Genomic DNA, 25,888 nt, shown 5'->3' with positions numbered 1-25,888 from the left:
ACAGCATGAATGCTAAGACGGAGATTCCGGAAACTGAAGATGCCGAAGCTCTGGGCGACAGCATGAATGCTAAGACAGAAATTCCGGAAACCGAAGCGAAAGCAACTGGCCAGACAACAGTGCAGGAGCAGGCCGGTGCAGCAGAAAACACAGACTTGACATCAGAAGAAACACTGCATTCGGAGGACGCATCATGACACTTTACGACCTTTTAAACGAAGGCAGTTCTATACTCCGCCAGGCGGGCGATACCGACGCGGAAAACGATGCAAAGCTGCTGCTTCTGAATGCCTTCGATTTAAATCTGCTTCATTTTTTAATGGACCGTCTGCGTCCGCTCTCCGAAACAGATGCGGCTGTGCAGGAACAGATTCAAAATTACTGCGCTATGGTTGCGAAGCGTGCGTCCCGTGTCCCGCTGCAGCAGATCCTGGGCAGTCAGGAATTCATGGGACTGGACTTCTTTGTCAATGAGCATGTGCTGATTCCGCGTCAGGACACCGAGACTTTGGTGGAGCTGGTGCTGGAAGAACAGCAGGGAAAACAACAAGAAGAACAGCAGGAAAAGCAACAGGTACAACAACCGGAAGAGCAGCAGGAAAAGCAACAGGAACAACAACCGGAAGAACAGCAGAAAAAGCAACAGGAACAACAACCGGAAGAACAGCAGAAAAAACAGCGGGGACAGCAATCGGAAGAGCAGCCGGGAAAGCCTCGGAAGCTGCTGGATCTGTGTACCGGGTCCGGCTGTATCGCCATCAGTCTGGCGGTAAAGGGCGGCTTCGAATCTGTGACTGCCACAGACTTGTCAGAAGAAGCGTTAAAGGTGGCAGAGCGGAATGCTAGAACGCATCAGGTACCAATCCGCTTTTTCCAGGGCGACTTGTTTTCCGCCCTTCCGCAAAGCGAAGAAAAAACCTTCGATGTCATCACATCAAACCCACCGTACATTCCAACGGCAGTCATTGCAACTCTGGAACCGGAGGTGCGGGAGCATGAGCCGATGATGGCGTTAGACGGCACGGAAGACGGCTTAAAATTCTACCGGCAGATTGCAAAAGAAGCCGGAAGCTGGCTGAAGCCGGGCGGCAGCATCTACCTGGAGATCGGATACGATCAGGGCGAAGCTGTCAGCGGGCTTTTGGAAGACGCAGGCTTTACCAATGTCCGGGTAGTCAAGGACCTTCCGGGCAAGGACCGCGTGGTATGCGGCTGCTGGGAGCAATAAGGACAGCATACACAAAGAGCATACGCAACAGCAGGACCGCGAATCACTGGGAAGCGGCTGAACGCACCAAACCATGAACATAAACCAGTACCATTACAAAATATAGGAGGAACCCCATGTTTGACAGATTAGATGACATCCTCATCCACTATGAGGAAATCATGCAGGAATTAGGCGAGCCGAACGTAACCGAGAACCAGACCCGCTTCCGTAAGCTCATGAAGGAGCAGGCGGACCTGGCACCTCTGGTAGAGGCTTACAAGGCCTACAAGCAGGCAAAGCAGGACATTGAAGACAGTCTGGCACTTCTGGAAGAAGAAAGCGACGAAGACATGCGCGAGCTTGCCAAGGAAGAACTTTCTGACGCGAAGAAGCGTGTGGAAGAACTGGAGCAGGAGTTAAAGATCCTGTTACTGCCGAAGGACCCGAACGATGACAAGAACATTATCCTGGAGATCCGCGCCGGTGCAGGCGGCGACGAGGCAGCTCTGTTCGCAGCAGAGCTTTACCGCATGTACGTGAACTATGCAGAGAGCCAGCACTGGAAAGTAGAGATCATCTCCTTAAGTGAGAATGGAATCGGCGGCTTCAAAGAGGTTCAGGCCATGATCACCGGCAAGGGTGCTTACTCCAAGATGAAATACGAGTCCGGTGTACACCGCGTACAGCGTGTGCCGGAGACGGAGTCCGGCGGACGCATCCACACCTCTACCGCTACCGTAGCAGTGATGCCGGAGGCAGAAGAAGTCGATGTCCAGATTGATATGAACGACTGCCGTATCGATGTTATGCGTGCGTCCGGTAACGGCGGACAGTGCGTCAACACTACCGACTCCGCAGTACGTCTGACCCACATCCCGACCGGAATCGTCATCTACAGCCAGACCGAGAAATCCCAGCTGCAGAACAAAGAAAAGGCATTCCGCCTTCTGCGTTCCAAGCTGTACGATCTGGAACTGGAGAAGAAGCAGAATGCGGAGGCGGCAGAGCGCCGCAGCCAGATTGGTACTGGTGACCGTTCTGAGAAGATCCGTACCTACAACTTCCCGCAGGGCCGTGTCACTGATCACCGCATCAACCTGACCTTATACAAATTAGATAAGATCATGAATGGAGATATTCAGGAAATCTTAGATGCCTGCATCGCAGCTGACCAGGCAGCGAAGCTGGCGAAGATGAACGAAATTTAAAGCGAAAAGGGTGGGTCAAAGATATTATGCCAGATATGGAACAAGACCAAAAACCGAAAAAGAACTCCAGCGGCCTTCCCCGCCGTCTCATCATCGCCGTCCTCCTGCTCATTATCATCGCCAGTGCCCTCAGCCTGGTGAAGGAGTGGATGGATGCGGCAGCCCAGCGCCGTCTCGAAGAGAGTCTGGCGCAGGCTGCAAGCCAGACGGAGGCAGAGACCACACCGCCGGAAACAGAAGAAACCGAAGCGGAGACCGAGGCACCGTATGTTTCACCGATCGACTTTGCTTCTTTATTAGAGACGAATCCGGATACAATCGGCTGGATCCGGGTGCCGGATACCAAGATCGATTATCCGATCGTCCAGTCTCCGGACAACCAGTATTATCTACATAAGGATTTTGAGGGCAAGGACAGCGTGTACGGGACCATTTATCTGGATGCCGACAGCAAGCCGGACTTCAGCGGCTGGAACAATCCAATCTACGGCCATCATATGAAGGATGGCTCCATGTTCAAGGATGTTGTGAAATTCAAGGACCAGGATTTCTTTGAGGCGCACCGCTATTTTGAAATCTATACGCCGGAACGAACCATCCATTTGAAGACGCTTGGCTGCTACTACAGCGATTCTAATGGCATTGTCCGCAAGACCTCGTTTAAGTCCCAGGCATCGTTTGACAAATGGGTGAGTGAGCGTCTGGCACCGTGCAGTTTTGCCGAAGTGCCGGAGAAGCCGTTTGACTCTATGTTTGTGCTGGTGACCTGCAGCTATGAGCAGAACGACGCCAGAACCCTGCTGTTTGCGGCAGAGGTTGATGAAGACGGAAACTTCCTGCCTGCAACCGGGCGGAATGTACCAGAAATCGGCGCAGAAGTTACTGCAACAACCGACGCGAAAACCAATGCGAAAACCAGCGCAGAAGCCAATGTGAAGCCCACTGCAGCAACCAATGCAAAACCCAACACAAAAGAAAAGTAGAAATTCAGAAATCCTCTACAGCTTCCTGAAAAATCGATAAAAATTTCATAAAAATCGAGTTCCCGCCCGGTTCCTTTCCGTCCGAAGATTGCATTCTTAGCGCATCTGTGGTATAGTACAAACTAGCTAAAACTGTCCGTTTGTACAAAAGAGACCCGGGCGGTATTTTATGTTTTTAGAAGGAGAACACTATGAAAGGTATCATACTGGCAGGCGGTTCAGGTACCCGCCTGTACCCGCTGACCAAGGTAACATCCAAACAGTTACTTCCTATTTATGATAAGCCGATGATCTACTACCCGCTGTCCGTCCTCATGAACGCCGGCATCCGGGAAATCCTGATCATCTCCACTCCGGTGGACACCCCGCGTTTCGAGGCACTGCTGGGAGATGGCCACCAGTTTGGCGTGGAGCTGTCCTATGCAGTACAGCCGAGCCCGGACGGACTGGCTCAGGCATTCATCATTGGCGAGGAGTTTATTGGCGGCGAGCCGGTTGCCATGGTACTGGGCGATAACATCTTCCACGGCCAGGGCTTAAAGAAGCGCCTGCGCGCGGCAGCAGCCAAAGAGAAAGGCGCTACCGTATTCGGTTACTATGTAGACGATCCGGAGCGTTTCGGTATCGTCGAGTTCGACAGCGAGGGCAAGGCGATTTCCATCGAGGAGAAGCCGGAGCATCCGAAGTCCAACTATTGCGTGACTGGTCTGTACTTCTACGACAACCGTGTCGTTGAGTATGCCAAGAGCTTAAAGCCGTCTGCCCGCGGCGAACTGGAGATTACTGATCTGAATCGCATCTACTTAGAGAACGGCGAGTTAGATGTCACCCTGTTAGGTCAGGGCTTTACCTGGCTGGATACCGGTACCCACGAGTCTCTGGTGGAGGCAACCAACTTTGTTAAGACTGTCGAGACCCACCAGCACCGCAAGATCGCGTGCCTGGAGGAGATCGCTTACTTAAACGGCTGGATTACCAAAGAGCAGGTACTGGAGACCTATGAGGTATTAAAGAAGAACCAGTACGGCCGCTATTTAAAGGATGTTCTGGACGGCAAGTACATCGATAAGCTTCACGGCAACGACATGAAGTAAATAGAGCGAATTGTCAAAGCAGATCTGGAAGACTGCAAAACGACAGGAAATACAGCAGTATACAGCCTATGCGCAGCATGCCTGCCGCAGCGGATTGCTGCAGAAAAAGAAAAGAGGAAACAAACTATGACTATCATCGTAACAGGCGGTGCCGGTTTCATCGGCTCCAACTTCGTTTACCATATGTTAAACAAGTATCCGGATTACCGGATCGTGTGCGTAGACTGTCTGACCTACGCAGGCAACTTATCCACCTTGGAAGAGGCATTAAAGAACCCGAACTTCCGCTTCTGCAAGATCAATATCTGCGACCGCGAAGCTATCTACAAGCTGTTCGAGGAAGAACATCCGGACATCGTCGTAAACTTTGCAGCCGAGAGCCATGTAGACCGCTCCATCGAAAACCCAGAGATCTTCTTAGACACCAACATCAAGGGAACCGCAGTGATGATGGATGCCTGCCGCAAGTATGGCATCAAACGTTATCACCAGGTATCCACCGATGAAGTATACGGCGATCTTCCGTTAGACCGCCCGGACCTTTTCTTCACCGAGGAGACCCCGATCCACACCAGCAGCCCGTACAGCTCCTCCAAGGCAGGCGCTGACCTGCTGGTACAGGCATACCACCGCACCTACGGTCTGCCGATCACCATCAGCCGCTGCTCCAACAACTACGGTCCGTACCACTTCCCGGAGAAGCTGATCCCGCTTATGATCGCAAATGCACTGGCAGACAAGCCGCTCCCGGTTTACGGCGAGGGCTTAAATGTCCGCGACTGGCTGTACGTAGAGGACCACTGCAAGGCCATCGACCTGATCATCCACAAAGGACGTGTTGGTGAGGTTTACAACATCGGCGGACACAACGAGATGCGCAACATCGACATCGTGAAGCTGATCTGCAAAGAGCTGGGCAAGCCGGAAAGCCTCATCACCCATGTTACCGACCGTAAGGGCCACGACATGCGTTACGCTATCGACCCGACCAAGATCCACAACGAGCTTGGCTGGCTGCCGGAGACCAAATTCGCAGACGGCATCAAGAAGACCATTAAGTGGTATTTAGAGAACCGCGAGTGGTGGGAGACCATCATCTCTGGCGAGTATCAGAATTATTACGAGAAAATGTACGGAAACCGCGAGGAAGTATAAGCGCACGGAAACCGTTATAAAAGAAACCGTGAAACAGAAAGAGGAAACAGCATGAAGGTTCTGGTAACAGGAGCAAAAGGCCAGCTTGGAACTGACCTGATGAATGAACTGGCAAAACGCGGCATCGAGGGCATTGGCGTCGACGTGGAGGAGATGGATATCACCGATGCAGAGGCCTGCAGACGTGTCATCAAAGCGTCCGGTGCAGATGCCGTCATCCACTGTGCCGCATATACTGCAGTAGATGCAGCCGAAGACAACGTAGAACTTTGCCGCCGCATCAACGGCGAGGGCACCCGCAACGTGGCGCAGGCCTGCAAAGAGGCCGATGTGAAGCTTATGTACATCAGCACGGACTACGTGTTCGACGGTCAGGGTACCCGCCCGTGGGAGCCGGACGATGAGCGTCACCCGTTAAATGTATACGGTCAGACCAAATACGAGGGTGAGCTGGCAGTTGAGGAACGGTCCGATAAATACTTTATCGTGCGTATCGCCTGGGTATTCGGCGTGGCAGGAAAGAACTTCATCAAGACCATGCTGCGTCTCGGAAAAGAGCGCGGCGCAGTTAGTGTAGTAGATGACCAGGTTGGTTCCCCGACCTACACCCACGACCTGGCAAGACTGTTAGTCGACATGATCCAGACCGATAAGTACGGCCGCTACCATGCCACCAACGAGGGACTGTGCAGCTGGTACGAGTTCGCAAAGGAAATCTTCCGTCAGGCAGGCATGGATGTTCCGGTGACTCCGGTCAGCAGCAGTGAGTTCCCGGCAAAAGCCACCCGCCCGTCCAACAGCCGCATGAGCAAGGAAAAGCTCAGCGACAACGGGTTTGAGCGCCTTCCGGCATGGCAGGATGCGCTGGGACGCTTCTTGAAGGAAATCGAATATTGATTGTTTACGAATGCGTAAACAGCAAAATCAAATAGGAAAATACAGGTAACTGCGCAGAAATTGTACAGTTATAAAGAAAAAGGTTCCCGGCGGCGCAGGTGTGCCTGCCGGGAATTTCAGGTTTCGCCTGGGCTGACGAATCGCCTGTCAGGGAAAAGCAAAATGGGAACAATCCGGCTGGCATGCAATTGCAGCGCAGACATCAGAAACATAGTAGAAAAGAGGAGAATTCATCATGGGTAAATATTTTGGCACGGACGGTTTCCGCGGGGAAGCAAACGTCAACTTAACTGTGGAGCATGCCTACAAGGTAGGCCGTTTTCTGGGCTGGTACTACGGAAAACAGGCAAAAAAGACTTCGGATAACCCGGAGGGCCGCTGTCGCGTTGCCATTGGCAAGGACACCCGCCGCAGCAGCTACATGTTCGAGTATTCCCTGGTAGCAGGCCTTACTGCTTCCGGCGCAGATGTATATCTGCTCCACGTTACCACCACACCGAGCGTATCCTACGTCGTGCGTACCGAGGAGTTTGACTGCGGTATTATGATCTCTGCCAGCCACAATCCGTACTACGACAATGGAATTAAGGTTATCAACGGCAAGGGCGAGAAGCTGGAAGAAGATGTTATCGTTGAGATTGAGCGCTATTTAGACGGAGAGATGGGTGAAATCCCATTCGCCTTAAAAGATGCGATCGGCCGCACTACCGATTACTCCGCAGGCAGAAACCGCTACATCGGCTATCTGATCTCCATCGCTACCCGCTCCTTCAAGGGCAAAAAAGTGGCGCTGGACTGCGCAAACGGCAGTGCTTCTGCCATTGCTAAGAACGTGTTCGATGCCCTGGGTGCCGAGACACACGTCATCAACAACCAGCCGAACGGCTTAAACATCAATACCGACTGCGGTTCCACCCATATCCATGTGCTGCAGGACTATGTGAAAGAAACCGGCTGTGACGTTGGCTTTGCTTACGACGGAGACGCAGACCGCTGTATCGCAGTTGACGAGAATGGCAATGTGGTAGACGGTGATCTGATCCTCTATGTGTGCGGCAAGTACATGAAAGAGACCGGCAGCTTAAAGAACAACACGGTTGTCACCACCATCATGTCCAACTTCGGCCTTTACAAGGCCTTCGACCGCGAGGGCATCTCTTACGAGAAGACTGCAGTAGGAGATAAATATGTGTACGAGAACATGTCCCAGTACGGCAACTGCCTGGGCGGTGAGCAGTCCGGCCACATCATCTTCAGTAAGCATGCCACCACCGGTGACGGCATCCTGACTTCCTTAAAGGTTATGGAAGTCATGCTGGAGAAGAAAGAGACCCTCGGTAAGCTGGCTTCCGAGGTCGAGATCTTCCCGCAGGTGCTGAAAAATGTCCGTGTCCACGACAAGCAGCAGGCACAGGATGACCCGGCAGTCCAGGATGAGGTAGCGAAAGTTACTGAAACCCTGGGAAGTGATGGACGCATTCTTCTGCGCCAGTCCGGAACCGAGCCGGTGGTACGCGTCATGGTAGAGGCACCGACCACGGAGCAGTGCGAGAAGCTGGTAGACCAGGTAATCGAAGTGATGAAGGCACAGGGACATGTGCTGTAAATGATCCATACAGGGACTCCTGCATGCCGAAGCTGGTTTTACAACTGGCTGGCTGCGGGAGTTCTTTTGTTGTGAGACCTTGCCACACCTACCAAAATATGCTAAAATACACTTTAACGTATCAAATTTTTCAGGAAAAGGAATGATGAAAGATGGGGCTGAATCAGTAGGATCAGTATTGTTCATTGTCCGCTTCTACGGCGTGATCGAGCGACTGCCCGTTATGGGCTGAGCGAGGATCATTACCGGAACTGTCATGTGACAACAAAAAGGGCAGTAGACGGAAATAAGTACAAACTGTAAAGAAGCAACCTATAAAAGCAAGGATAGCATGAAACGAAAGCAGCTGTCCTCGGACAACGAACAAATTGGAGGAAAAGCATTATGTTAAATATCAAGAAATACAAAAGAAACCCAGTCATCCATTACCCGGAGCGCGAGTGGCCAAACAAGGAAATTGAGAAAGCGCCGATCTGGTGCAGCGTAGACTTACGTGACGGCAACCAGGCACTGGTAGAGCCGATGGTAGTAGAAGAGAAGATTGAGTTCTTCAACATGTTAGTAAAGCTGGGCTTTAAGGAAATCGAGATCGGTTTCCCGGCAGCATCCCAGATCGAATACGACTTCTTAAGACAGTTAGTAGAGCGCAAGCTTATCCCGGACGATGTCCGTGTACAGGTTCTGGTACAGTGCCGTGAGCACCTGATCAAGAGAACCTTTGAGGCAATCCAGGGCATCAAGAAGGTAGTAGTTCATATCTACAACTCCACCTCTACCTTACAGCGTGACGTAGTCTTCCACAAAAATAAGGAAGAGATCAAGCAGATCGCAATCGAAGGAACCGAGTTAGTCAAGAAATACGCAAAAGACTACGATGGCGATTTAATGTTAGAGTACTCTCCGGAGAGCTTCACCGGCACCGAGCTGGATTACGCACTGGAGGTCTGCACCGCTGTTCAGGATACCTGGGGCGAGGCAACACCGGAGAAGCCGATCATCTTCAACCTGCCGTCTACCGTGGAGATGAACACTCCGAACGTATACGCAGACCAGATTGAATGGATGCATAAGCACTTCAAGAACCGTGACAGCGTAATCTTAAGCGTTCACCCGCACAACGACCGCGGTACCGGCGTGGCAGCAACTGAGTTAGCACTGCTTGCAGGCGCAGACCGTGTCGAGGGAACCTTATTCGGAAACGGCGAGCGTACCGGTAATGTCGATATCTTAAACATCGCTTACAACATGTTCTCCCAGGGCATCGACCCGAATCTGGAGATTGAGAATGTCCGCGAGATCGCAGAAGTATACGAGCGCTGCACCAAGATGACCATCGACCCGCGTCATCCGTATGCAGGAAAGCTGGTATTTACCGCATTCTCCGGCTCCCATCAGGATGCGATCAACAAAGGCTTACAGGCCCTTCACGAGAGAAATGGCCAGTACTGGGAGGTTCCGTACCTTCCGATCGATCCGTCCGACATTGGCAGACAGTACGAGCCAATCGTTCGTATCAACAGCCAGTCCGGAAAGGGCGGCGTAGCTTTCGTTATGGATACGTTCTACGGCTTTAAACTGCCGAAGGGCATGCACAAAGAATTTGCAGACATCATCCAGAAGATTTCCGAGCAGCAGGGTGAGGTTGCTCCGGAGCAGATCATGGAAGAGTTCCGCAAGAATTACTTAGACAAGAAAGAGCCGATCCACTTCCGCAAGTGCCAGATTACCGATACCGAGTCTTCCGACGGTGAGTTCGCAACCCTTGCCAAGGTTATCTATACCGACCATGGAATGGAGAAGAGTTTCGAGGGCGTCGGCAACGGCCCGATCGATGCGGTACAGCGCGGCCTGGAAGAAGCACTCGGCGTCCAGATCAAGGTACTGGACTACAACGAGCACGCGCTGAACTCCGGCTCCAACGCACAGGCAGCATCCTACATCCACTTAATGGACAAGGACAGCGGCAAGGTGACCTACGGTGTCGGCGTAAGCTCCAACATCACCAGATCCTCTATCCGCGGTATCTTTAGTGCGGTGAACAGATTGTTCTTTTCCTAAAAACTGAACAGATGACCATAGATTTTTCTGCAAGTTGAGATGAAAACAAAAACATCCCGTACCGACTCGAACATGAGTCGGTACGGGATGTTTTTTTGATGTTCGAAAACACAAAAGAAGCTGCCAGAGGCAACTTCTTAAGATAAACGATGAATTTACGGTTTTGGTCCGGTCGTCAGACCTGCCTGCAGAACATAATTTCCAGAGCTGGAACTGCTGTTTGTTCCACCAGGCGTGGTATTGCTGGATGGAGTGCTTCCATTAAAACTCGGATCGATCTTGCCGGTAGCCGGACCGGTGGCAACATACTCATTATTGCTGTTATTGCTGCTAGAAGAATTTCCTGGAGTCGTGTTTCCAGTGGTGCTCCCCGGAGTAGAAGAAGCGGTATTGTTGGAACTGCCTGGTGTAAAACTATTAGAAAAAGTACCGGAATTGCTTCCCGGTGTGTTCGTCCCAGCCGTTGTGTTCGACGCCGTATTATTCACATTCAGCGCATTTCCATTACTGGTTGTGCAGGCGCCGTTAGCAGCAAAGGTATAAGAAACTCCGTCAATCTTTAAGGTAGTATTTGCTGCCATGCGTCCCTTATCTGACGGATTTAAGTAATAGTAAGTTCCGTTGATCTGGATCCACCCGGTGAGTTTGTGACCGGAATTGTTGAAGTAGTAATAAGAATTCTCAATCTGCTTCCAGCCGGTAGACATGCGGCCATTTGCCGGATCCATGTAATAGTCATTTGTGCCGTCATTGAGCCAGCCGGTGAGCATCCTCCCGTCTGTGTGGAAGTAGTAATAAGCACCGTCAACCTGTTGCCAGCCGGTGAGCATTTTTCCGTCATTGCCGAACATATACCAGCTATCCTTAATGGCCCGTGCACTGTTTACGGTACACTGTCCATTATCCGGGTCAAAGTAATACCAGCCATTATCCATGTTCACCCAGCCGGTTGCCATGGCACCGCTGTCGGACAGATAATAGTAAACATTGTCGATGCTGACCCAGCCTGTGTGCATGGTGCCGTCGGTCAGCAGGTAGTAATATTTGCCGTTATCCTTGACCCAGCCGGTTGCCATAACGCCGTTTCCCTGGAAGTAGTACCATTTGTTATTGATCTTTTCCCAGCCGACTGTCATTTTTCCAGTAGATAAATTCAGGTAGTAATAGCCATTATCGGTATTCAGCCAGCCCTTGTGTAAAGTCCCGTTTGCATCATAATAGTAATAGGTGCTGCCGCTTTGCTGCCAGCCGGTCGCAGCGTAAGCAGTCACGCCGGAAAACAGGCTCATGGCACCGAGCATTCCGGCCAGGGCAGCAGCGGTCAGTTTTTTTGTATGTCTCATACCCTTCCTCCTGAGTTGTGTGATCCGAAACTATGGTTCCTGTCGTGCAGACATATTCCGTAACAGAATATACCCAGTAACAGGATTGATAAATCAGAAACCCTTGTCTGCGGACAGATACAAAATGTTTACTCTGATTATAACATGGAACAAAGGAAAATAGTTAACATTTTCATTACAGCTTGCCTACAATAAGCATACCTTTTTGTAATATTGCTTTGCATACCGGTACATGATCAGCGTATACTCGCCAAATTCCTCGCCCAGCGATGCCTTATATACCGCCCAAAGAGCCCATAAAAAGCCGCCCAGCGCAATATAGGAGTAGATAATCTTACGTTCCACAGCCTCCGGTTCTCTTCCAAAGTAGATTTGCATCAGCTTTTCTACAGCACCTTCATCGTAATAGGAATAAATCGCACACATGCTGATGTCGATGAGCGGGTCACACATACCGGCATACTCCCAGTCAATCAACCGGACCGAACCATCCGGCAGAAACAGGAAGTTATCGGCCACGCTGTCGATATGGGAAAGTACCTTCGGACGGTTTAATGCATCCAGCTGGTCCATCAGCTCATTCATATGGCTGCGGACCACAGCATAATCTTCAAATAAAGTGCCGCCATGCGCCGCACAGAGTCCTTCGTAAAATGCGATCCGCTCCCGGATATTGAATTCATGATCCACAGTCAGCTGTGACTCATGCAGCTTGTGCAGCACTTTCATGCATGCCGCTACATCTTCCCAGCTGCCTGCATGGGAATTTCGTGCACCTTCGTAGTATTCCGCAATCTTATATCCGGTGTCACCGTTCATGTAGATGATATGCTCCGAAATCTTCAGCGGCTGGATTGCGCGGTACACATCGGCTTCTTCCTTGCGGTTGATCAAGAGCTCTGTGCCCGGCCCCGGGATACGGCAGATGTAATGCAGCCCCTGCAGCTGGAACAGGAACGATTTGTTCGTCATGCCGGACTTTAAGCAGCGGATATCGTGAATTTCCGATTCCGGCACCTCAAATACATCGGAGACAAGCTCCATGGCCGTATTGTCGGAATGGTTCTGGTAACGCGGGTCGAACTGACGCAGTTCTTCCAGATTCTCAAACTCGTAAATCTGATTCTCTGGCTGGCGGTTAATATCCATCTCCAGTGTATCTAAATGCTCGATCAGCACATTCTCCCAGTAAAACTGCTCTGTGCCCGGAGTCTGGTAATACTGTTCCAGCAGCGGCAGAAACTGTTCGGAAAATATTTTCGAAAAGAACACTGGCCCGTACATAACCCAGGAATCGTGCCCGCCGACCTCGACATGCGTAATGCATCCTTTCTTATTATAGGAAAGACACCACTCCGAAGTATTTCCTTCCATATAAGAAGAAGCATACCAGGCACCACATTCATAGGTGTGGAACATATTGTTGCGCAGCCAGTTATCCGAAGAAAGAATGTACATATTTTTCCCGGCCAGGACCTGCCGTGCCCGGTAGATGGTAGTTAACGTGTTTTTAGTGGCATACTCCGGGTTGTAAAGCAGCTTCACCTGGTATTTATCAATCAGATACTCAAACTTTTCCTTTAAATACCCGACCGCGATTGTAATGTTGGTAATGCCCACTTCATGCAGCTGCTTAATCTGCCGCTCAATCATCCGTTCCCCAAACACCTCTAAAAGTCCCTTTGGTGTCTCAAACGTTAGTGGAACAAAGCGAGAACCAAACCCGGCAGCAATGATCAGCGCACCGTCCACGCGGAACTGCTCCAGAAATGCATCACCGGCGCCGGTCAGCTCATACGTGCCGGCAACACTCTTGCCCTGCGCGATAAGGCGCTGCTGCATGGCCTCCTTAATTAAGGTATTCACAGTGCCAACCGAGAAGCCGGTTTTCTGTGCGAGATCCCGCTGGGTAGAACGCGGATCCTCCTTTATATAACGGCAGATTAATCCAATCCGATCCATATAATAACCTCCTTGCCAGTTGGCGGGAGCTGCCATACATCTTCTTCGGAGACTCTCGGCACTCTGCAACTGTTCAAAAATAATTCAAAATAAAAATATATGAACAATATAGCACAAAGCCAAACATCCGTACACCCCACAAACAAGATTGTACGAATATTAATACATATTTCGCAAAAACTATAACTTCCGTAAGATTTTCGTAAGAAAACGCTTAGGGTTTCGTTATAGCATTTCAAAAAAAACTATATTATACTGTCAATGTGATGGAGAGATGGGAACTTCCAGAAGCAGTTACATAGAATTGCATTTATTCTTAAACATGGAAAAAATGTAAAAAACTATTGATAATTTGCCTTATAGGAAGTATAATCGTCTCGTAATGCAATTTAGGAATTTCGTAGCAAATTCAAAAAAGTAAAAAGGAGAGTGCATTCATTATGAGAAAGCAGACTAAAGTAGTTGCAGTTGCATCTGCAGCAGCTCTGTTAGCTATCGGTGGTGCTATGACTTCTTTCGCAGCTCAGGGTTGGGTTGAGGAAGATGGTACCTGGTACTACTATGACAAAGATGGCAATAGAGTAGAAGACGAGTGGAAAAAATCCGGAGATAACTGGTTCTGGCTTGATTCCGAAGAGGGTGGCGCAATGGCTACCGACAAACTGATTGATGATGACAACAACACCTACTACGTAGATGGCAACGGTGTTATGGTTACCAACACCTGGGTTAAGGTTGTTAACGAGGATCAGGATGAGGATGATGATCCGGCTGAGTACCGTTACTACTACATGCAGTCTAACGGTAAAGCTTACAAGGCTGGCACTTCTTCTAATACTACCAAATTCAAAACCATCGACGGCAAGAAATATGCTTTCGACGAGGATGGTAAGATGCTGTATGGCTGGGTAAACAAAGAGGATGCTACCCTGGCTATGGGCGACAGCGACTGGGAAGAAGCAACCTACTACATGGGTTCCTGGGAAGATGGTGCCCTGAAGACTGGCTGGCAGAAAATCTCCGTTTACGATGAGGACGAAGATGATGATATGGACTACTGGTTCAACTTCAAGTCCAACGGTGAGAAACGTGTAAATACCAAATCTGACAAAGATATCTTTGAGAAGAAGCTCAATGGTAAGTACTACGGCTTCGATGAGCGTGGTGTTATGACCTACGAGTGGACAGCTGCAAGCACTAACGATCTTACTACAATCTCTAACTGGCGTTACTTCAACAGCCCAGAGGACGGCGCTCGTTCCACCAAGGGTTGGTTCAAGGTAGTTGCTCCGGATGCTGATGGTGATGACAATACCTTCAAAGATTACGGTACTGGATCCACCTTCGCTAAGGGCGATGCTGAAGATGAGAACGAGAGATGGTACTATGCTGACAGCGATGGTGAGCTGTATGTAGGCCAGATCAAGAAGATCAAAGGTAAATACTATGGCTTCGCTCCGGAAGGAAACAAGGCTGGTTCTATGCTGACTGGTCTGTGTGCTCTGACTGTAGATAAAGATGGCAACATCGTTAAACTGTGGGATAGAGACATGGATTCCGATTCTCTGGATGATGCTCTGAAGGGTGAGGGCGACTTCAAAGACTTTGGTAAGTCTTCCTTCGATACTCTGTATTACTTCGGTAACAACGAGGACAGCGATGGTGCTCTGAAGACCGGTAACGTAACCATTAACCTGGATGGTGATTCCTATCAGTTCCAGTTCAGCAAGACTGGCGGTGCTGAGGGCAAGGGCCGTGGAGTAAATGGTATCGATGATGGTAAGTACATCTACAAATTTGGTCAGAAGATCAAAGCTGGCAGCGATGACAAGTACATTGTTGTTTATGCTGATGGTGATACCGGAAGCACTGGTGTAAACGTACACAAGATTGACACTGCTACTCTGAGAAGTGATTACAGCGCTTCTATCGGTCAGAACAAAGATGGCGACAGCGTTAACTACGTTGGTACTCTTGGTGAGTTAGCTTCTGGTAAACTGACCAGCAATTACTACCTGGTAAACACCAGTGGTGCAATTGTTAAGAATAAGACTGCTGCTAAGGATGGCAACGACTGGTACTTCTATGTAGATGAGAAGGTTATTAAGATGTACACCAACAACAATACTCTTAATGACTCTAAGGATTATCCGAACGCTAACCTTACTGCTCTGAAGAAGAACTGGGATAACACCAAGTATGTTGTTAACAATGGTAAGACCGTTCCGACCACTCCGAACGATGATCTTATCGATGATGGAATCTAATATTTAGAAGTTTTTTCTAAATAGTTAACTAAAAAAGCTGCACGCGATTATGCGTGCAGCTTTTTTACGTTCCGTCACGTTATAAATGCCATAGTTTTTGTCACCAGTCAATAATCTTATTGATGATAGCCTGCTGTTCTGTGCTGGTTTTTCTCAGATAAATCCGGGTAGTTTCGATACTGGCATGTCCCATCAGATCAGCCAGCATGGCAATATCATTGCAGCGTTCCAGGAAGCTTTTCGCAAAGCGATGGCGAAAGGAATGCGGGTACACTACTGACGGATCCAGGCCATACCTGGAACCGAAATGCTTTAACTGCACGGCAATTCCTCTTGCGGAAATCAGCTCCCCATATTTATTTAAAAACAGGAATCCACTTTCTTTTTTTGTTTCCTCCATCCATTTTAAGGTTTCCTTCTGCAGGGCGGACGGAATATAGATCCGCCGCAGCTTTCCGCCTTTGGAATACAGATCCAGATATCCAATCCGTACATGTTCGCATTTGATCTGAACCAGTTCACTGACACGGGCGCCTGTAGCTGCCAGAAAACGTACCACAAAATACCAGTACATTTCATTATCACGTTTTAAACAATTCTTAAAATACAGATAATCTGCTTCGCTGATCACATTTTCAAGAAACGGTTTCTGCTGAACTTTCACGGATGGGAGTTTCCACTGTTCTTTTCGGATGCTTTCCAGATAACAGTTTATGGCCCGGATGCGCAGGTTGACCGTTTGCGGTTTGTAGTTTTCAATCAAATAGACCTTGTAATCCCGCAGGTTTTGCTTTGTGAGCTTGTCGTATTTTTTTTCAAACTGCCGAAGTGCGTACAGATATGATGTGATGGTGTTTTTCGACAAATTCTGGTCTAAAAGATACGTTTTGAACTCCTTTTCCATAGAGAGCCTCCTTTGTAAAAAATATTGACGTTTTTTGTCTACGGTTGAAAAAATCAATCTATACAGACAATATACCGTCTTATTATTATATCGAAATCACAGCGGAAATTAAGGTATCCACGTTCGTCTAAGATTTTGGGAAAGAAGGCTTTCTGCTTGTTTGCAAAAACGTTTCATGCTATCATAATCGTATATGAGCACGCAGAAGGGAGTGTTTTTAAATGACCAGATTAAAGATACCTGTTGGTGTTTCTGACTTTGAAAAGATTCGGCAGAATGGTTATTACTATGTAGATAAAACTCCTCTTATTTCCGCACTGTTGAACTCCGAAAGTACAGAAGTAACTCTGATCACCCGCCCGCGGCGCTTTGGAAAGACTATGGCTATGAGTATGCTGGCCAGTTTTTTTGATATTCGAAAAAATAACGGTCCTTTATTTGAAGGGCTGTCTATCAGCCGACAGACTGAATTGTGCCAGAACTGGATGAACCAGTGGTCGACCGTGTTTTTCACCTTTAAGGATGTTGACGGTTTAAGCTTTCAGGATGCATATGATATGCTGGCTGCGCTGACTGCGTTTTTATTTCAGCAATATGATTTTTTATTGGCAAGCGAACGGGTAACGGAATATGACAAGACAGCATTCTGCCGAATTGTATATCAGGAAGCTTCTTTGGCGGAAATCAAAACCAGCCTTCTTCTTTTGACCAGAATGCTTCACATCCATTATGGAAAACCGGTTATCCTGCTGATGGACGAGTATGATGTTCCGGTCTCGAAAGCCAGCAGTAACGGATATTATCAGGAAATGCTTAATGTGGTGAAAGCAATACTGAGTACAGCTCTGAAAGATAATCCTTCGCTAAAATTTGCAGTCATTACCGGCTGTTTAAAAATCACGAAGGAAAGCATTTTTACCGGCACCAACAATTTTGTATCTGACCGGTTATCTGACAAAAACGGTTTCGGGTTCGGCTGCGGAATCATCTGATGCAGGAAAAAACGCACTGATTATTCCAAATGCAGAAATTCGTGAGATATTCGAAACCACCATCAAAACCTGGTTTGATGACAATGTGCGGTTGTGGAATCGGAAATAAAGAACGCGGTGATGGCCGCAGCGATGTGATTGTCTACGCTCCTTCGGAGGGGCAGGCAGTCGTTTTTGAGATAAAGTATAGTAAAGATGTCGAGAGTCTTTCCAAAGACTGTAATGCGGCGCTCCGGCAGATTGATACACGCATGTGCGCCAAAGAACTGGAGGATGATTATGACCAGGTACTGTGTTATGGGATTTCATTTTTTAAGAAAAGGTGTGTGATTGGAAAAAAATCGTAGCAGATGGCGGCATACAAAGCAAAAAGGAGCAGAATAATATGGGAAAATCAATGAAATTACCCGTCGGAATTGAAAATTTCGAAGAAATCCGCACGGATGGATATTACTATATTGATAAAACAAAACTCATAGAACAGCTGCTGGATAACCAGGGAAAGGTAAATCTGTTTACCAGACCCCGCCGTTTTGGCAAAACGCTTAATATGAGTATGTTAAAGTACTTTTTTGAAATCGGAACAAATTGCGCATTGTTTGATGGATTATATATTTCCCGGAATCAGACATTGTGCAGGGAACACATGGCCGGTTATCCCGTTATTTTCATTACACTGAAAAATGTGGATGGCCTTTCCTTCGAGGAAGCAAAGTGTCAATTTATGGATGTGATCGGAAGCGAAGCAAGCCGGTTTCGATTTCTTTTAGACAGTCAAAATCTTGCTCCGGAAGATAAAGAGCAGTACCAGGCTATCATAACTATGAAATCAGGTGCTTATTGGATGAGCGAACCTGTGCTGTCACGCTCACTGAAAACCTTGTCAGAGCTTCTGAATAAACATTACCGAAAAAAAGCGCTGCTTCTCATTGATGAATATGATGTTCCACTTGATAAATCATTTTTGCACGGATATTATCGGGAAATGGTTTCTTTGATGCGTATTTTGTTTGGCAATGTCTTAAAAACAAATGACGCACTCCAATTTGCTGTATTGACAGGATGCCTTCGCGTCTCCAAAGAAAGTATATTTACAGGTCTGAATAATTTTAAAATCTTATCCATTACGGATTCCAGATTTGATGAACAGTTCGGCTTTACAGATATGGAAGTAAAACAGCTTCTTAAGGACTATCATCTGGAACAGAGATTTGAAGAAACCAAGCAGTGGTATGACGGATATCATTTTGGAAACGCAGATGTATACTGTCCCTGGGATGTCATAAACCATGTAGACAGAATAAAAGATGATCCGGCTGCCAGACCGGAAAGCTATTGGATCAACACAAGCGGAAACGAATTGGTAAAACGTTTCATTGACAAGGCGGGCAAAACAACACGTGATGAAATTGAACGGCTGATTGCCGGAGAATTCATTGAAAAACATCTTCGTCTGGATCTGACCTATGATGAGATAGACAACAGTATTGAAAATCTCTGGAGCGTCCTGTTCACAACCGGATATCTGACACAGGCAGGAATGAATGCGGACGGATCTTACAAGCTTATGATTCCAAACGAGGAAGTTCGGGAAATATTCAAACTGCAGATACAGGACTGGTTTAAAAAGAGCATTTTTTCTAATACAGAACCATTGCAGGCGTTTTGGAATGCTTTTGAATCAGGCAATACAGCAGGTATGGAAAACTATCTGATGAAAACACTGAGTAATTCCATCAGTGTTTTCGACACGAAAGCCCGAAATGAAGAAAAAGAAAGCTCCTATCATAATTTACTGGTCGGTATTTTGACCGGAAATGCCGGTTGGCTTGTGAAATCAAACATAGAAGCCGGTGAAGGATTTGCAGATATTATTGTGGAAACAGATGATCCAAATACCGGAATCATTGTTGAACTAAAATATGCAAAAGAATTCAGAAATATGGAACAGGCATGTCAAAAAGCTTTACAGCAGATCAAGGATCGGCGATATTCCGAGTATTTGCTTAATGATGGCAGACACAACATTTTTCTGTACGGAATTGCATTTTGTAAAAAGCGATGCAAGGTTATTGCTGAAAAACTTTTGGAAATATAAAGTGAGGTAGAAACTGGCTGTGCCAATGAACTTGGGCAGCCGGTTTTTTGTTGCTCAATAATTTGCCTTATAGGAAGTATAATCGTCTCGTAATGCAATTTAGGAATTTCGTAGCAAATTCAAAAAAGTAAAAAGGAGAGTGCATTCATTATGAGAAAGCAGACTAAAGTAGTTGCAGTTACATCTGCAGCAGCTCTGTTAGCTATCGGTGGTGCTATGACTTCTTTCGCAGCTCAGGGCTGGGTTGAGGAAGATGGTACCTGGTACTACTATGACAAAGATGGCAACAAAGTAGAAGACGAGTGGAAGAAATCTGGAGACAACTGGTTCTGGCTTGATTCCGAAGAGGGTGGCGCAATGGCTACCGATAAGCTGATTGATGATGATTCCAATACCTACTATGTAGATGGCAACGGTGTTATGGTTACCAATACCTGGGTTAAGGTTGTCAACGAGGATCAGGACGATGATGATCCGGCTGAGTATCGTTACTACTACATGCAGTCCAGCGGTAAAGCTTACAAGGCAAGCGAGAACACTGGAAGTACCAAATTCAAAGTTATCGATGGCAAAAAATATGCATTCGATGAAGATGGTAAGATGCTGTATGGCTGGGTAAACAAAGATGATGCTACCTTAGCTATGGATGATTCTGACTGGGAAACTGCTACTTATTACATGGGTTCCTGGGAAGATGGTTCTTTAAAGACCGGTTGGCAGAAGATTACCGTTTACGATGAGGAGAAGGACGATGACTACGATTATTGGTTCAACTTCAAGTCTAACGGTGAGAAACGTAAACACGGTGAAAATGATAAGGGCGATATCTTAGAGAAGAAGATCAATGGTAAATACTATGGTTTCGATAATCGTGGTGTTATGACCTATGAGTGGACAATTGCTACTGGTAATGGCGATGGTTCTACCGCATCTAACTGGCGTTATTTCAACAGCCCAGAGGATGGTGCTCGTTCTACCAAGGGTTGGTTCAAAGTTGTTGCTCCGGATGAGGATGGCGATGACAACACCTTCAAAGAGTATGACAAAGGTAAGACCTTTGCTTATGGCGATGCTAAAGATGAAAACGAGAGATGGTATTATGCCGATGGCGATGGCGAGCTCTATGTAGGTAAGATCAAAAAGATTAAAGGTAAATACTATGGCTTCGCTCCGGCAGGAAACAAGGCCGGTTCTATGCTGACCGGTCTGTGCGCATTAACTGTAAACGAAAAAGGTGAGATTACCAAGCTGTGGGCAAGAGATATGGATTCCGATGATCTGGATGATGCATTAAAGGCAGAGGGAGATTTCTCTGAAAATGCAGACAGCAATATCAGAGATTTCGGTAGTGACCCGCAGGATACCCTGTATTACTTTGGTAATGACGAGGATTCCGATGGTGCTCTGAAGACCGGTAATACCACTGTTAACCTTGATGGCGATAGCTATTCCTTCCAGTTCAGCAAGACTGGTGGCGCTGAGGGCAAAGGTCGTGGTGTAAATGGTATTGACGATGGTAAATACATTTATCAGTTTGGTATGAAGCTGAAAGCAAGCAGCGATGATAAGTACATTGTTGTTTATGCTGATGGCGATACCGGCGCTACTGGTACTGTAAATGTTCACAAAGTTGATACTTCTGTTCTGAGAAGTACATTTGCTAGCGAAGCAGATGGTCAGAATAAGGATGAGGATACTGTTTCTTACGTTGGTACTCTTGGTGAAGTAAATTATAAGACAAATGCTGACGGTTCTATCGCAACTGATGATGACGGAAACCTGATTGTTAAGAATATCAGCAGCAACTACTATCTGTTAAATACCAGCGGTTCTATCGTTAAGAATAAGACTGCAGCTAAAGATGGTAATGATTGGTACTACTATGTTGATGAGAAAGTCATCAAGATGTACACCAATAACAAGACTCTGTCTGTTGATTCTGATCAGGATGCTCTGGTTGATGAGGCTGGCAATAGTCTGAAAGATGCTTGGGATAACACCAAGGTTTACATTGAGGCTGAGCGCAATGTACCTGCTGACGTTACCGAAAATTCCAACTTATATGATGATGGAATCTAAAATTTCATAGAATTGTGGTATTGCAAAGGCTGTGAAAAAACATAGTCTATCAACAAAGGAAGGGCCAAGGATTCATTTTGAATCCTTGGCCCTTCCTTTGTTTTGTTAACCGAAAAGACTAATCTCTGATGAAATATTAGATACCATCATCAATCAGGTCATCACCAGCAGCCGGAGCACCATTTGCTACATTCTTCTTAGCTTCAATGGTCTTAGACTTCCAATCCTTCAGGTTTACATCATTCTCAGCCTGAAGTTCATCCTTACCGGAGTCTACGGTCAGAGTGTTATTGTTGGTGTACATCTTAATAACATTCTTCTCTACATAGAAGTACCAGTCGTTGCCATCTTTAGCACTGGTCTTATTCTTAACGATAGTACCACTGGTATTTACCAGATAGTAATCGCTCGGAAGAGAACCAACGTAGCTTACAGTATCATCATCTTTGTTCTGACCAGCTTCGGTAGAGTACTGGCTTCTCAGAACAGAAGTATCAATCTTATGAACTTCACCTGTGGAGGTGCTTCCGGTATCACCCTTAGCGTAAACAACAATGTACTTATCATCGCTGTCAGCTTTTACTTTCATACCGAACTTGTAAATGTATTTACCATCGTCAATACCATTTACACCACGGCCCTTGCCTTCAGCACCACCAGTCTTGCTGAACTGGAACTGATAGGAATCGCCATCAAGGTTTACAGATACGTTACCGGTCTTCAGAGCACCGTCGGTATCCTCGTTATTACCGAAGTAGTACAGAGTATCGTGCGGATCACTACCAAATGCTGCATGACCAGTAGTGGCAGCGAAATCGCCCTCTGCTTTCAGAGCATCATCCAGATCATCGGAATCCATATCTCTTGCCCACAGTTTCTCAATCTCGCCATTATCTTTTACAGTTAATGCGCAAAGACCAGTCAGCATGGAACCTGCCTTACTGCCTTCCGGAGCAAAGCCATAGTATTTACCTTTGATCTTTTTGATCTGGCCTACATACAGCTTACCATCGCCATCTGCATAATACCATCTCTCGTTCTCGTCCGCTGCATCACCCTTAGCAAAGGTAGAATCTGCATTGTCCTTGCTGTAATCTTTGAATGTGTTATCATCGCCGTCCTCATCCGGAGCAACAACTTTGAACCAACCCTTGGTAGAACGAGCACCATTCTCCGGATCGCTGAAGTAACGCCAGTTAGAGATGGTAGCAGTATTGCTCTCGGTAGTAGCGGTCCACTCGTAAGTCATAACGCCACGCTTATCAAAGCCATAGTACTTACCATTGATTTTCTTCTCGAGGATATCTAATCCCTTAGAGTTGCTGTCGGTTCTGGTACGTTTCTCACCGTTGGATTTGAAGTTGAACCAGTAATCGTAGTCATCATCCTCATCCTGATTATAAACGGTGATTTTCTGCCAGCCAGTCTTTAAGGAACCATCTTCCCAGGAACCCAGATAGTACTCTGCATCTTCCCAATCGGAATCGTCCATAGCCAGATTAGCATCATCTTTCTTAATCCAGCCATACAGCATCTTACCATCATCGTCGAATGCATATTTCTTGCCATCGATGGTTTTGAATTTTACATTGCTGCTATCTCCAGCCTTGTAAGCTTTACCGCTGGACTGCATGTAGTAGTAACGGTACTCAGCCGGATCATCATCGTCCTGATCCTCGTTGACAACCTTAACCCAGGTATTGGTAACCATAACACCATTGCCATCTACATAGTAGGTGTCATCATCATCCTCAACCAGTTTATCGGTTGCCATAGCGCCGCCCTCGTCGCCATCAAGCCAGAACCAGTTATCTCCAGATTTTTTCCACTCGTTCTCTACTCTGCTGCCATCTTTGTCATAGTAGTACCAGGTACCGTCTTCCTCAACCCAGCCCTGAGCTGCGAAAGAAGTCATAGCACCACCGATAGCTAACAGAGCTGCTGCAGATGCAACTGCAACTACTTTAGTCTGCTTTCTCATAATGAATGCACTCTCCTTTTTACTTTTTTGAATTTGCTACGAAATTCCTAAATTGCATTACGAGACGATTATACTTCCTATAAGGCAAATTATTGACAGGACGGGAGTGGTGCACTTGATGTGAAGATTTATCCAGAATAGGTAGAAATCAGCAGTTAGAAAATCGTAAAAACGGTTTAAAAGAATGGCTGAAAATAACCATTGTTTAAACTGGAAAAAGCACTTATAATAAAAAAGAAACGGGATTATTAAGAGAAAATATCTCGAATGAATGAAAACAAAAGGAGACTTTATGGATACAAAAGCAATGAAAAATAAGACAGATCATTTTGCCGCTACATGTTCTTCCGTGATTAGCGGTGTGATCAGCGCGTTTTTGGTGATTGTAGTTGTTACATTGCCATTGATTTACGATAATTCCTATTTCAATATCCTTGAAACGAAATATAAGTGCTTTTATATGAGCGTGCTTGCAATGTTGGCTGTTATTCTGGTTTTGGGTCTGATTATGCTGGTTATAGATCTGAAAGAGTTTCAGGGAGAACATGCAAAGAATCTTTTCTTGGCTTTAAAACCATGTAATTGGAAACAGACTTTTTGTCTTGCAGATGGCGCGGTGATTATATTTTGGCTCGTGTCAGTGATTTCTACACTGCAGTCAGAGTATCTGTATGAGGCGTTCTGGGGAAATGAAGGTCGATATAGCGGTTTGTTTCTTATGACGTTATATGTAATCATGTATTTTGTTGTAACCAGGTGCTGGCATTATAATAAATGGGTCATGCAGGCTCTTTTTGCAGCAGGACTCATTGTTTGCTACATAGGAATTACGGATTATTTCCAGTTGGATATCTTGCATTTCCGTGGGAAAGTAAAGCCGGAACAGTCCACAATTTTTACATCAACAATAGGAAACATCAATACATATACCGCTTATGTTGCGTTACTCATGGGAGCAGCTACAGCTATGTTTACGACAGTAAAGGGATGGCTGAAAACTTGCTGGTATTATCTGTGTATGGTGGTTTCTTTCTTTGCGATTATCCTGGGGTGCAGTGACAATGCCTACCTGGCATTAGGAGCGATGTTTGCATTACTTCCATTGCTTGTATTTCGCAACAAACACGGAGTAACCAGGTATCTGGTGGTTATAGCAACATTTGCAACGGTAATTCAGTGTATTGACTGGATCAATCAGGCTTATGCCGATATGGTAATAGGTTTGGACAGCTTATTCCAGATTCTGGTCAATTTGCCGGGACTCCTTGTTCTTGTGGTTTTGTTATGGTGTCTGGCAGCAGGCGTATTTTATTATTTCCGCAAAAAGGAAAAAGAAAATGTGGCAGCTTTACTGTCTGGAAAAAAAGAGACTACAGAGAAAACTGCGAAAAATATGCTGGTTCGTATTTGGCTGATCGTAATCATTCTGGGACTTCTGGCTGTTATTTTTATGCTGATCGACGCGAATGCTCTTGGACATGGTGCGAGATATGGCAGTCTCGGAAATTATCTGGTATTTAATGATAGCTGGGGAACAAACCGTGGGTATATCTGGCGCAAATCACTGGGATTGTATGCAGCATTTCCATTTATGCATAAGTTGTTCGGCTTCGGACCGGATACATTTGGAATTATGACTACGCAGTCATTTATGAAGGATATGATTGGTACGGTAGGTCAGGTGTTTGATACAGCACATAATGAATACCTGCAGTTTTTGCTGACGATTGGACCAATCGGCTTATTGGCATATCTGACATTTTTAATTGGAAATAGCTGGAATATGGCGAAATACTGGATCATTCAGAACGAACGGAATGTAAAAACAGCAGAAGCAGCAGGTTTGCCGTCAGAATGTATTGGTGCAATTGGGTGCCTGTTTGCCGTTATCTGCTATTGCGCCCAGGCACTGGTCAATCTGAATCTTCCGATCGCAACACCGGTTATGTGGGTTCTTATGAGCGTGGGCCTTGCTGCGATAAAAAATGAAGTTAAAAATAGATAAGATTTATTAAGTTGCATTTGTATTCCGGTATGATACAATAATACTA

The 25,888-nt window shown here is 46.7% G+C and carries 18 protein-coding genes; 14 read left to right on the top strand and 4 right to left on the bottom strand.

What is annotated here, in order from left to right; genetic code table 11:
* Positions 1-193 precede the first annotated feature (193 nt).
* From prmC to leuA, 8 genes are all read left to right on the top strand, one after another.
* Positions 194-1,228, top strand: coding sequence for a peptide chain release factor N(5)-glutamine methyltransferase (prmC, locus tag DW922_RS01115; RefSeq protein ID WP_207666279.1), 1,035 nt, complete (start codon positions 194-196; stop codon positions 1,226-1,228).
* Positions 1,229-1,344: 116 nt separating this feature from the next.
* Positions 1,345-2,418: a peptide chain release factor 1 gene (gene prfA, locus DW922_RS01110; RefSeq protein ID WP_118719901.1), complete on the top strand. Its 1,074-nt coding sequence runs from the start codon at positions 1,345-1,347 to the stop codon at positions 2,416-2,418.
* A gap of 26 nt (positions 2,419-2,444) precedes the next feature.
* Complete coding sequence (gene srtB / locus DW922_RS01105; RefSeq protein ID WP_243031958.1) at positions 2,445-3,401, top strand: class B sortase; 957 nt, start codon at positions 2,445-2,447, stop codon at positions 3,399-3,401.
* A gap of 191 nt (positions 3,402-3,592) precedes the next feature.
* Positions 3,593-4,495, top strand: coding sequence for a glucose-1-phosphate thymidylyltransferase RfbA (gene rfbA / locus DW922_RS01100; protein ID WP_118542241.1), 903 nt, complete (start codon positions 3,593-3,595; stop codon positions 4,493-4,495).
* Between the two features lie 126 nt (positions 4,496-4,621).
* Positions 4,622-5,650: a dTDP-glucose 4,6-dehydratase gene (gene rfbB, locus DW922_RS01095; RefSeq protein ID WP_118542243.1), complete on the top strand. Its 1,029-nt coding sequence runs from the start codon at positions 4,622-4,624 to the stop codon at positions 5,648-5,650.
* A gap of 51 nt (positions 5,651-5,701) precedes the next feature.
* The gene (gene rfbD, locus DW922_RS01090; protein WP_118719899.1) at positions 5,702-6,547 is read left to right on the top strand and encodes a dTDP-4-dehydrorhamnose reductase; all 846 of its coding nucleotides are present in this window, start codon (positions 5,702-5,704) and stop codon (positions 6,545-6,547) included.
* 235 nt (positions 6,548-6,782) lie between these two features.
* Positions 6,783-8,153 carry a phosphoglucosamine mutase gene (gene glmM / locus DW922_RS01085; protein WP_118719897.1) on the top strand — a complete coding sequence of 457 codons (1,371 nt, stop codon included), beginning with the start codon at positions 6,783-6,785 and terminating at the stop codon, positions 8,151-8,153.
* A gap of 384 nt (positions 8,154-8,537) precedes the next feature.
* Positions 8,538-10,211, top strand: a complete 1,674-nt coding sequence (gene leuA / locus DW922_RS01080) for a 2-isopropylmalate synthase (RefSeq protein ID WP_118719895.1) — start codon at positions 8,538-8,540, stop codon at positions 10,209-10,211.
* A 155-nt stretch (positions 10,212-10,366) separates the two neighbouring features.
* Here leuA and DW922_RS01075 read toward each other — a convergent pair whose 3' ends face one another.
* Both DW922_RS01075 and DW922_RS01070 read right to left on the bottom strand, forming a co-directional pair.
* Positions 10,367-11,554: a cell wall-binding protein gene (locus DW922_RS01075; protein WP_118719893.1), complete on the bottom strand. Its 1,188-nt coding sequence runs from the start codon at positions 11,552-11,554 to the stop codon at positions 10,367-10,369.
* Positions 11,555-11,740: 186 nt separating this feature from the next.
* Complete coding sequence (locus DW922_RS01070) at positions 11,741-13,516, bottom strand: sugar phosphate nucleotidyltransferase (protein WP_118719891.1); 1,776 nt, start codon at positions 13,514-13,516, stop codon at positions 11,741-11,743.
* A 440-nt stretch (positions 13,517-13,956) separates the two neighbouring features.
* On the opposite strand from DW922_RS01070, the gene DW922_RS01065 reads away from it, so the two are divergent.
* Positions 13,957-15,783, top strand: a complete 1,827-nt coding sequence (locus DW922_RS01065; RefSeq protein WP_118725535.1) for a hypothetical protein — start codon at positions 13,957-13,959, stop codon at positions 15,781-15,783.
* 100 nt (positions 15,784-15,883) lie between these two features.
* On the opposite strand, the gene DW922_RS01060 is transcribed toward DW922_RS01065, so the two are convergent.
* Positions 15,884-16,687, bottom strand: coding sequence for a tyrosine-type recombinase/integrase (locus DW922_RS01060; RefSeq protein WP_118719885.1), 804 nt, complete (start codon positions 16,685-16,687; stop codon positions 15,884-15,886).
* 221 nt (positions 16,688-16,908) lie between these two features.
* On the opposite strand from DW922_RS01060, the gene DW922_RS01055 reads away from it, so the two are divergent.
* The 4 genes from DW922_RS01055 (at position 16,909) to DW922_RS01045 (ending at position 21,856) form a co-directional block, all read left to right on the top strand.
* A complete protein-coding gene (locus DW922_RS01055) occupies positions 16,909-17,679 on the top strand; it encodes an AAA family ATPase (protein WP_347560242.1) in 771 nt (256 codons plus the stop codon).
* 77 nt (positions 17,680-17,756) lie between these two features.
* Positions 17,757-18,026, top strand: coding sequence for a PD-(D/E)XK nuclease domain-containing protein (locus DW922_RS18360; protein ID WP_347560245.1), 270 nt, complete (start codon positions 17,757-17,759; stop codon positions 18,024-18,026).
* Between the two features lie 38 nt (positions 18,027-18,064).
* Positions 18,065-19,777: an AAA family ATPase gene (locus DW922_RS01050; protein WP_118725534.1), complete on the top strand. Its 1,713-nt coding sequence runs from the start codon at positions 18,065-18,067 to the stop codon at positions 19,775-19,777.
* Positions 19,778-19,927: 150 nt separating this feature from the next.
* On the top strand, positions 19,928-21,856 hold the full coding sequence (locus DW922_RS01045; RefSeq protein ID WP_118725533.1) for a hypothetical protein: 1,929 nt from the start codon (positions 19,928-19,930) through the stop codon (positions 21,854-21,856).
* 136 nt (positions 21,857-21,992) lie between these two features.
* Here DW922_RS01045 and DW922_RS01040 read toward each other — a convergent pair whose 3' ends face one another.
* Complete coding sequence (locus tag DW922_RS01040; protein ID WP_118725532.1) at positions 21,993-23,837, bottom strand: hypothetical protein; 1,845 nt, start codon at positions 23,835-23,837, stop codon at positions 21,993-21,995.
* Positions 23,838-24,129: 292 nt separating this feature from the next.
* On the opposite strand from DW922_RS01040, the gene DW922_RS01035 reads away from it, so the two are divergent.
* Positions 24,130-25,842 (top strand): O-antigen ligase family protein, encoded by a 1,713-nt coding sequence (locus DW922_RS01035; protein WP_195714973.1) that lies wholly within the window; start codon positions 24,130-24,132, stop codon positions 25,840-25,842.
* Positions 25,843-25,888 lie beyond the last annotated feature (46 nt).

Origin of the sequence: Clostridium sp. AM42-4, from assembly GCF_003480105.1 — a bacterium.
GTDB lineage: Bacteria > Bacillota > Clostridia > Lachnospirales > Lachnospiraceae > Brotaphodocola.
The sequence above is the reverse complement of the archived record's forward strand: the minus strand, read 5'-3'. Positions and strand labels throughout refer to the sequence as shown.

Coding starts and splice junctions, on each gene's coding strand:
- DW922_RS01050 (WP_118725534.1), top strand. CDS start 18,065: ATGGGAAAATCAATGAAATTACCCGTCGGAATTGAAAATTTCGAAGAA.
- DW922_RS01070 (WP_118719891.1), bottom strand. CDS start 13,516: ATGGATCGGATTGGATTAATCTGCCGTTATATAAAGGAGGATCCGCGT.
- DW922_RS01075 (WP_118719893.1), bottom strand. CDS start 11,554: ATGAGACATACAAAAAAACTGACCGCTGCTGCCCTGGCCGGAATGCTC.
- rfbD (WP_118719899.1), top strand. CDS start 5,702: ATGAAGGTTCTGGTAACAGGAGCAAAAGGCCAGCTTGGAACTGACCTG.
- DW922_RS01055 (WP_347560242.1), top strand. CDS start 16,909: ATGACCAGATTAAAGATACCTGTTGGTGTTTCTGACTTTGAAAAGATT.
- rfbB (WP_118542243.1), top strand. CDS start 4,622: ATGACTATCATCGTAACAGGCGGTGCCGGTTTCATCGGCTCCAACTTC.
- DW922_RS01035 (WP_195714973.1), top strand. CDS start 24,130: ATGGATACAAAAGCAATGAAAAATAAGACAGATCATTTTGCCGCTACA.
- DW922_RS18360 (WP_347560245.1), top strand. CDS start 17,757: ATGACAATGTGCGGTTGTGGAATCGGAAATAAAGAACGCGGTGATGGC.
- DW922_RS01045 (WP_118725533.1), top strand. CDS start 19,928: ATGAGAAAGCAGACTAAAGTAGTTGCAGTTACATCTGCAGCAGCTCTG.
- prfA (WP_118719901.1), top strand. CDS start 1,345: ATGTTTGACAGATTAGATGACATCCTCATCCACTATGAGGAAATCATG.
- DW922_RS01060 (WP_118719885.1), bottom strand. CDS start 16,687: ATGGAAAAGGAGTTCAAAACGTATCTTTTAGACCAGAATTTGTCGAAA.
- DW922_RS01065 (WP_118725535.1), top strand. CDS start 13,957: ATGAGAAAGCAGACTAAAGTAGTTGCAGTTGCATCTGCAGCAGCTCTG.
- DW922_RS01040 (WP_118725532.1), bottom strand. CDS start 23,837: ATGAGAAAGCAGACTAAAGTAGTTGCAGTTGCATCTGCAGCAGCTCTG.
- prmC (WP_207666279.1), top strand. CDS start 194: ATGACACTTTACGACCTTTTAAACGAAGGCAGTTCTATACTCCGCCAG.
- leuA (WP_118719895.1), top strand. CDS start 8,538: ATGTTAAATATCAAGAAATACAAAAGAAACCCAGTCATCCATTACCCG.
- glmM (WP_118719897.1), top strand. CDS start 6,783: ATGGGTAAATATTTTGGCACGGACGGTTTCCGCGGGGAAGCAAACGTC.
- rfbA (WP_118542241.1), top strand. CDS start 3,593: ATGAAAGGTATCATACTGGCAGGCGGTTCAGGTACCCGCCTGTACCCG.
- srtB (WP_243031958.1), top strand. CDS start 2,445: ATGCCAGATATGGAACAAGACCAAAAACCGAAAAAGAACTCCAGCGGC.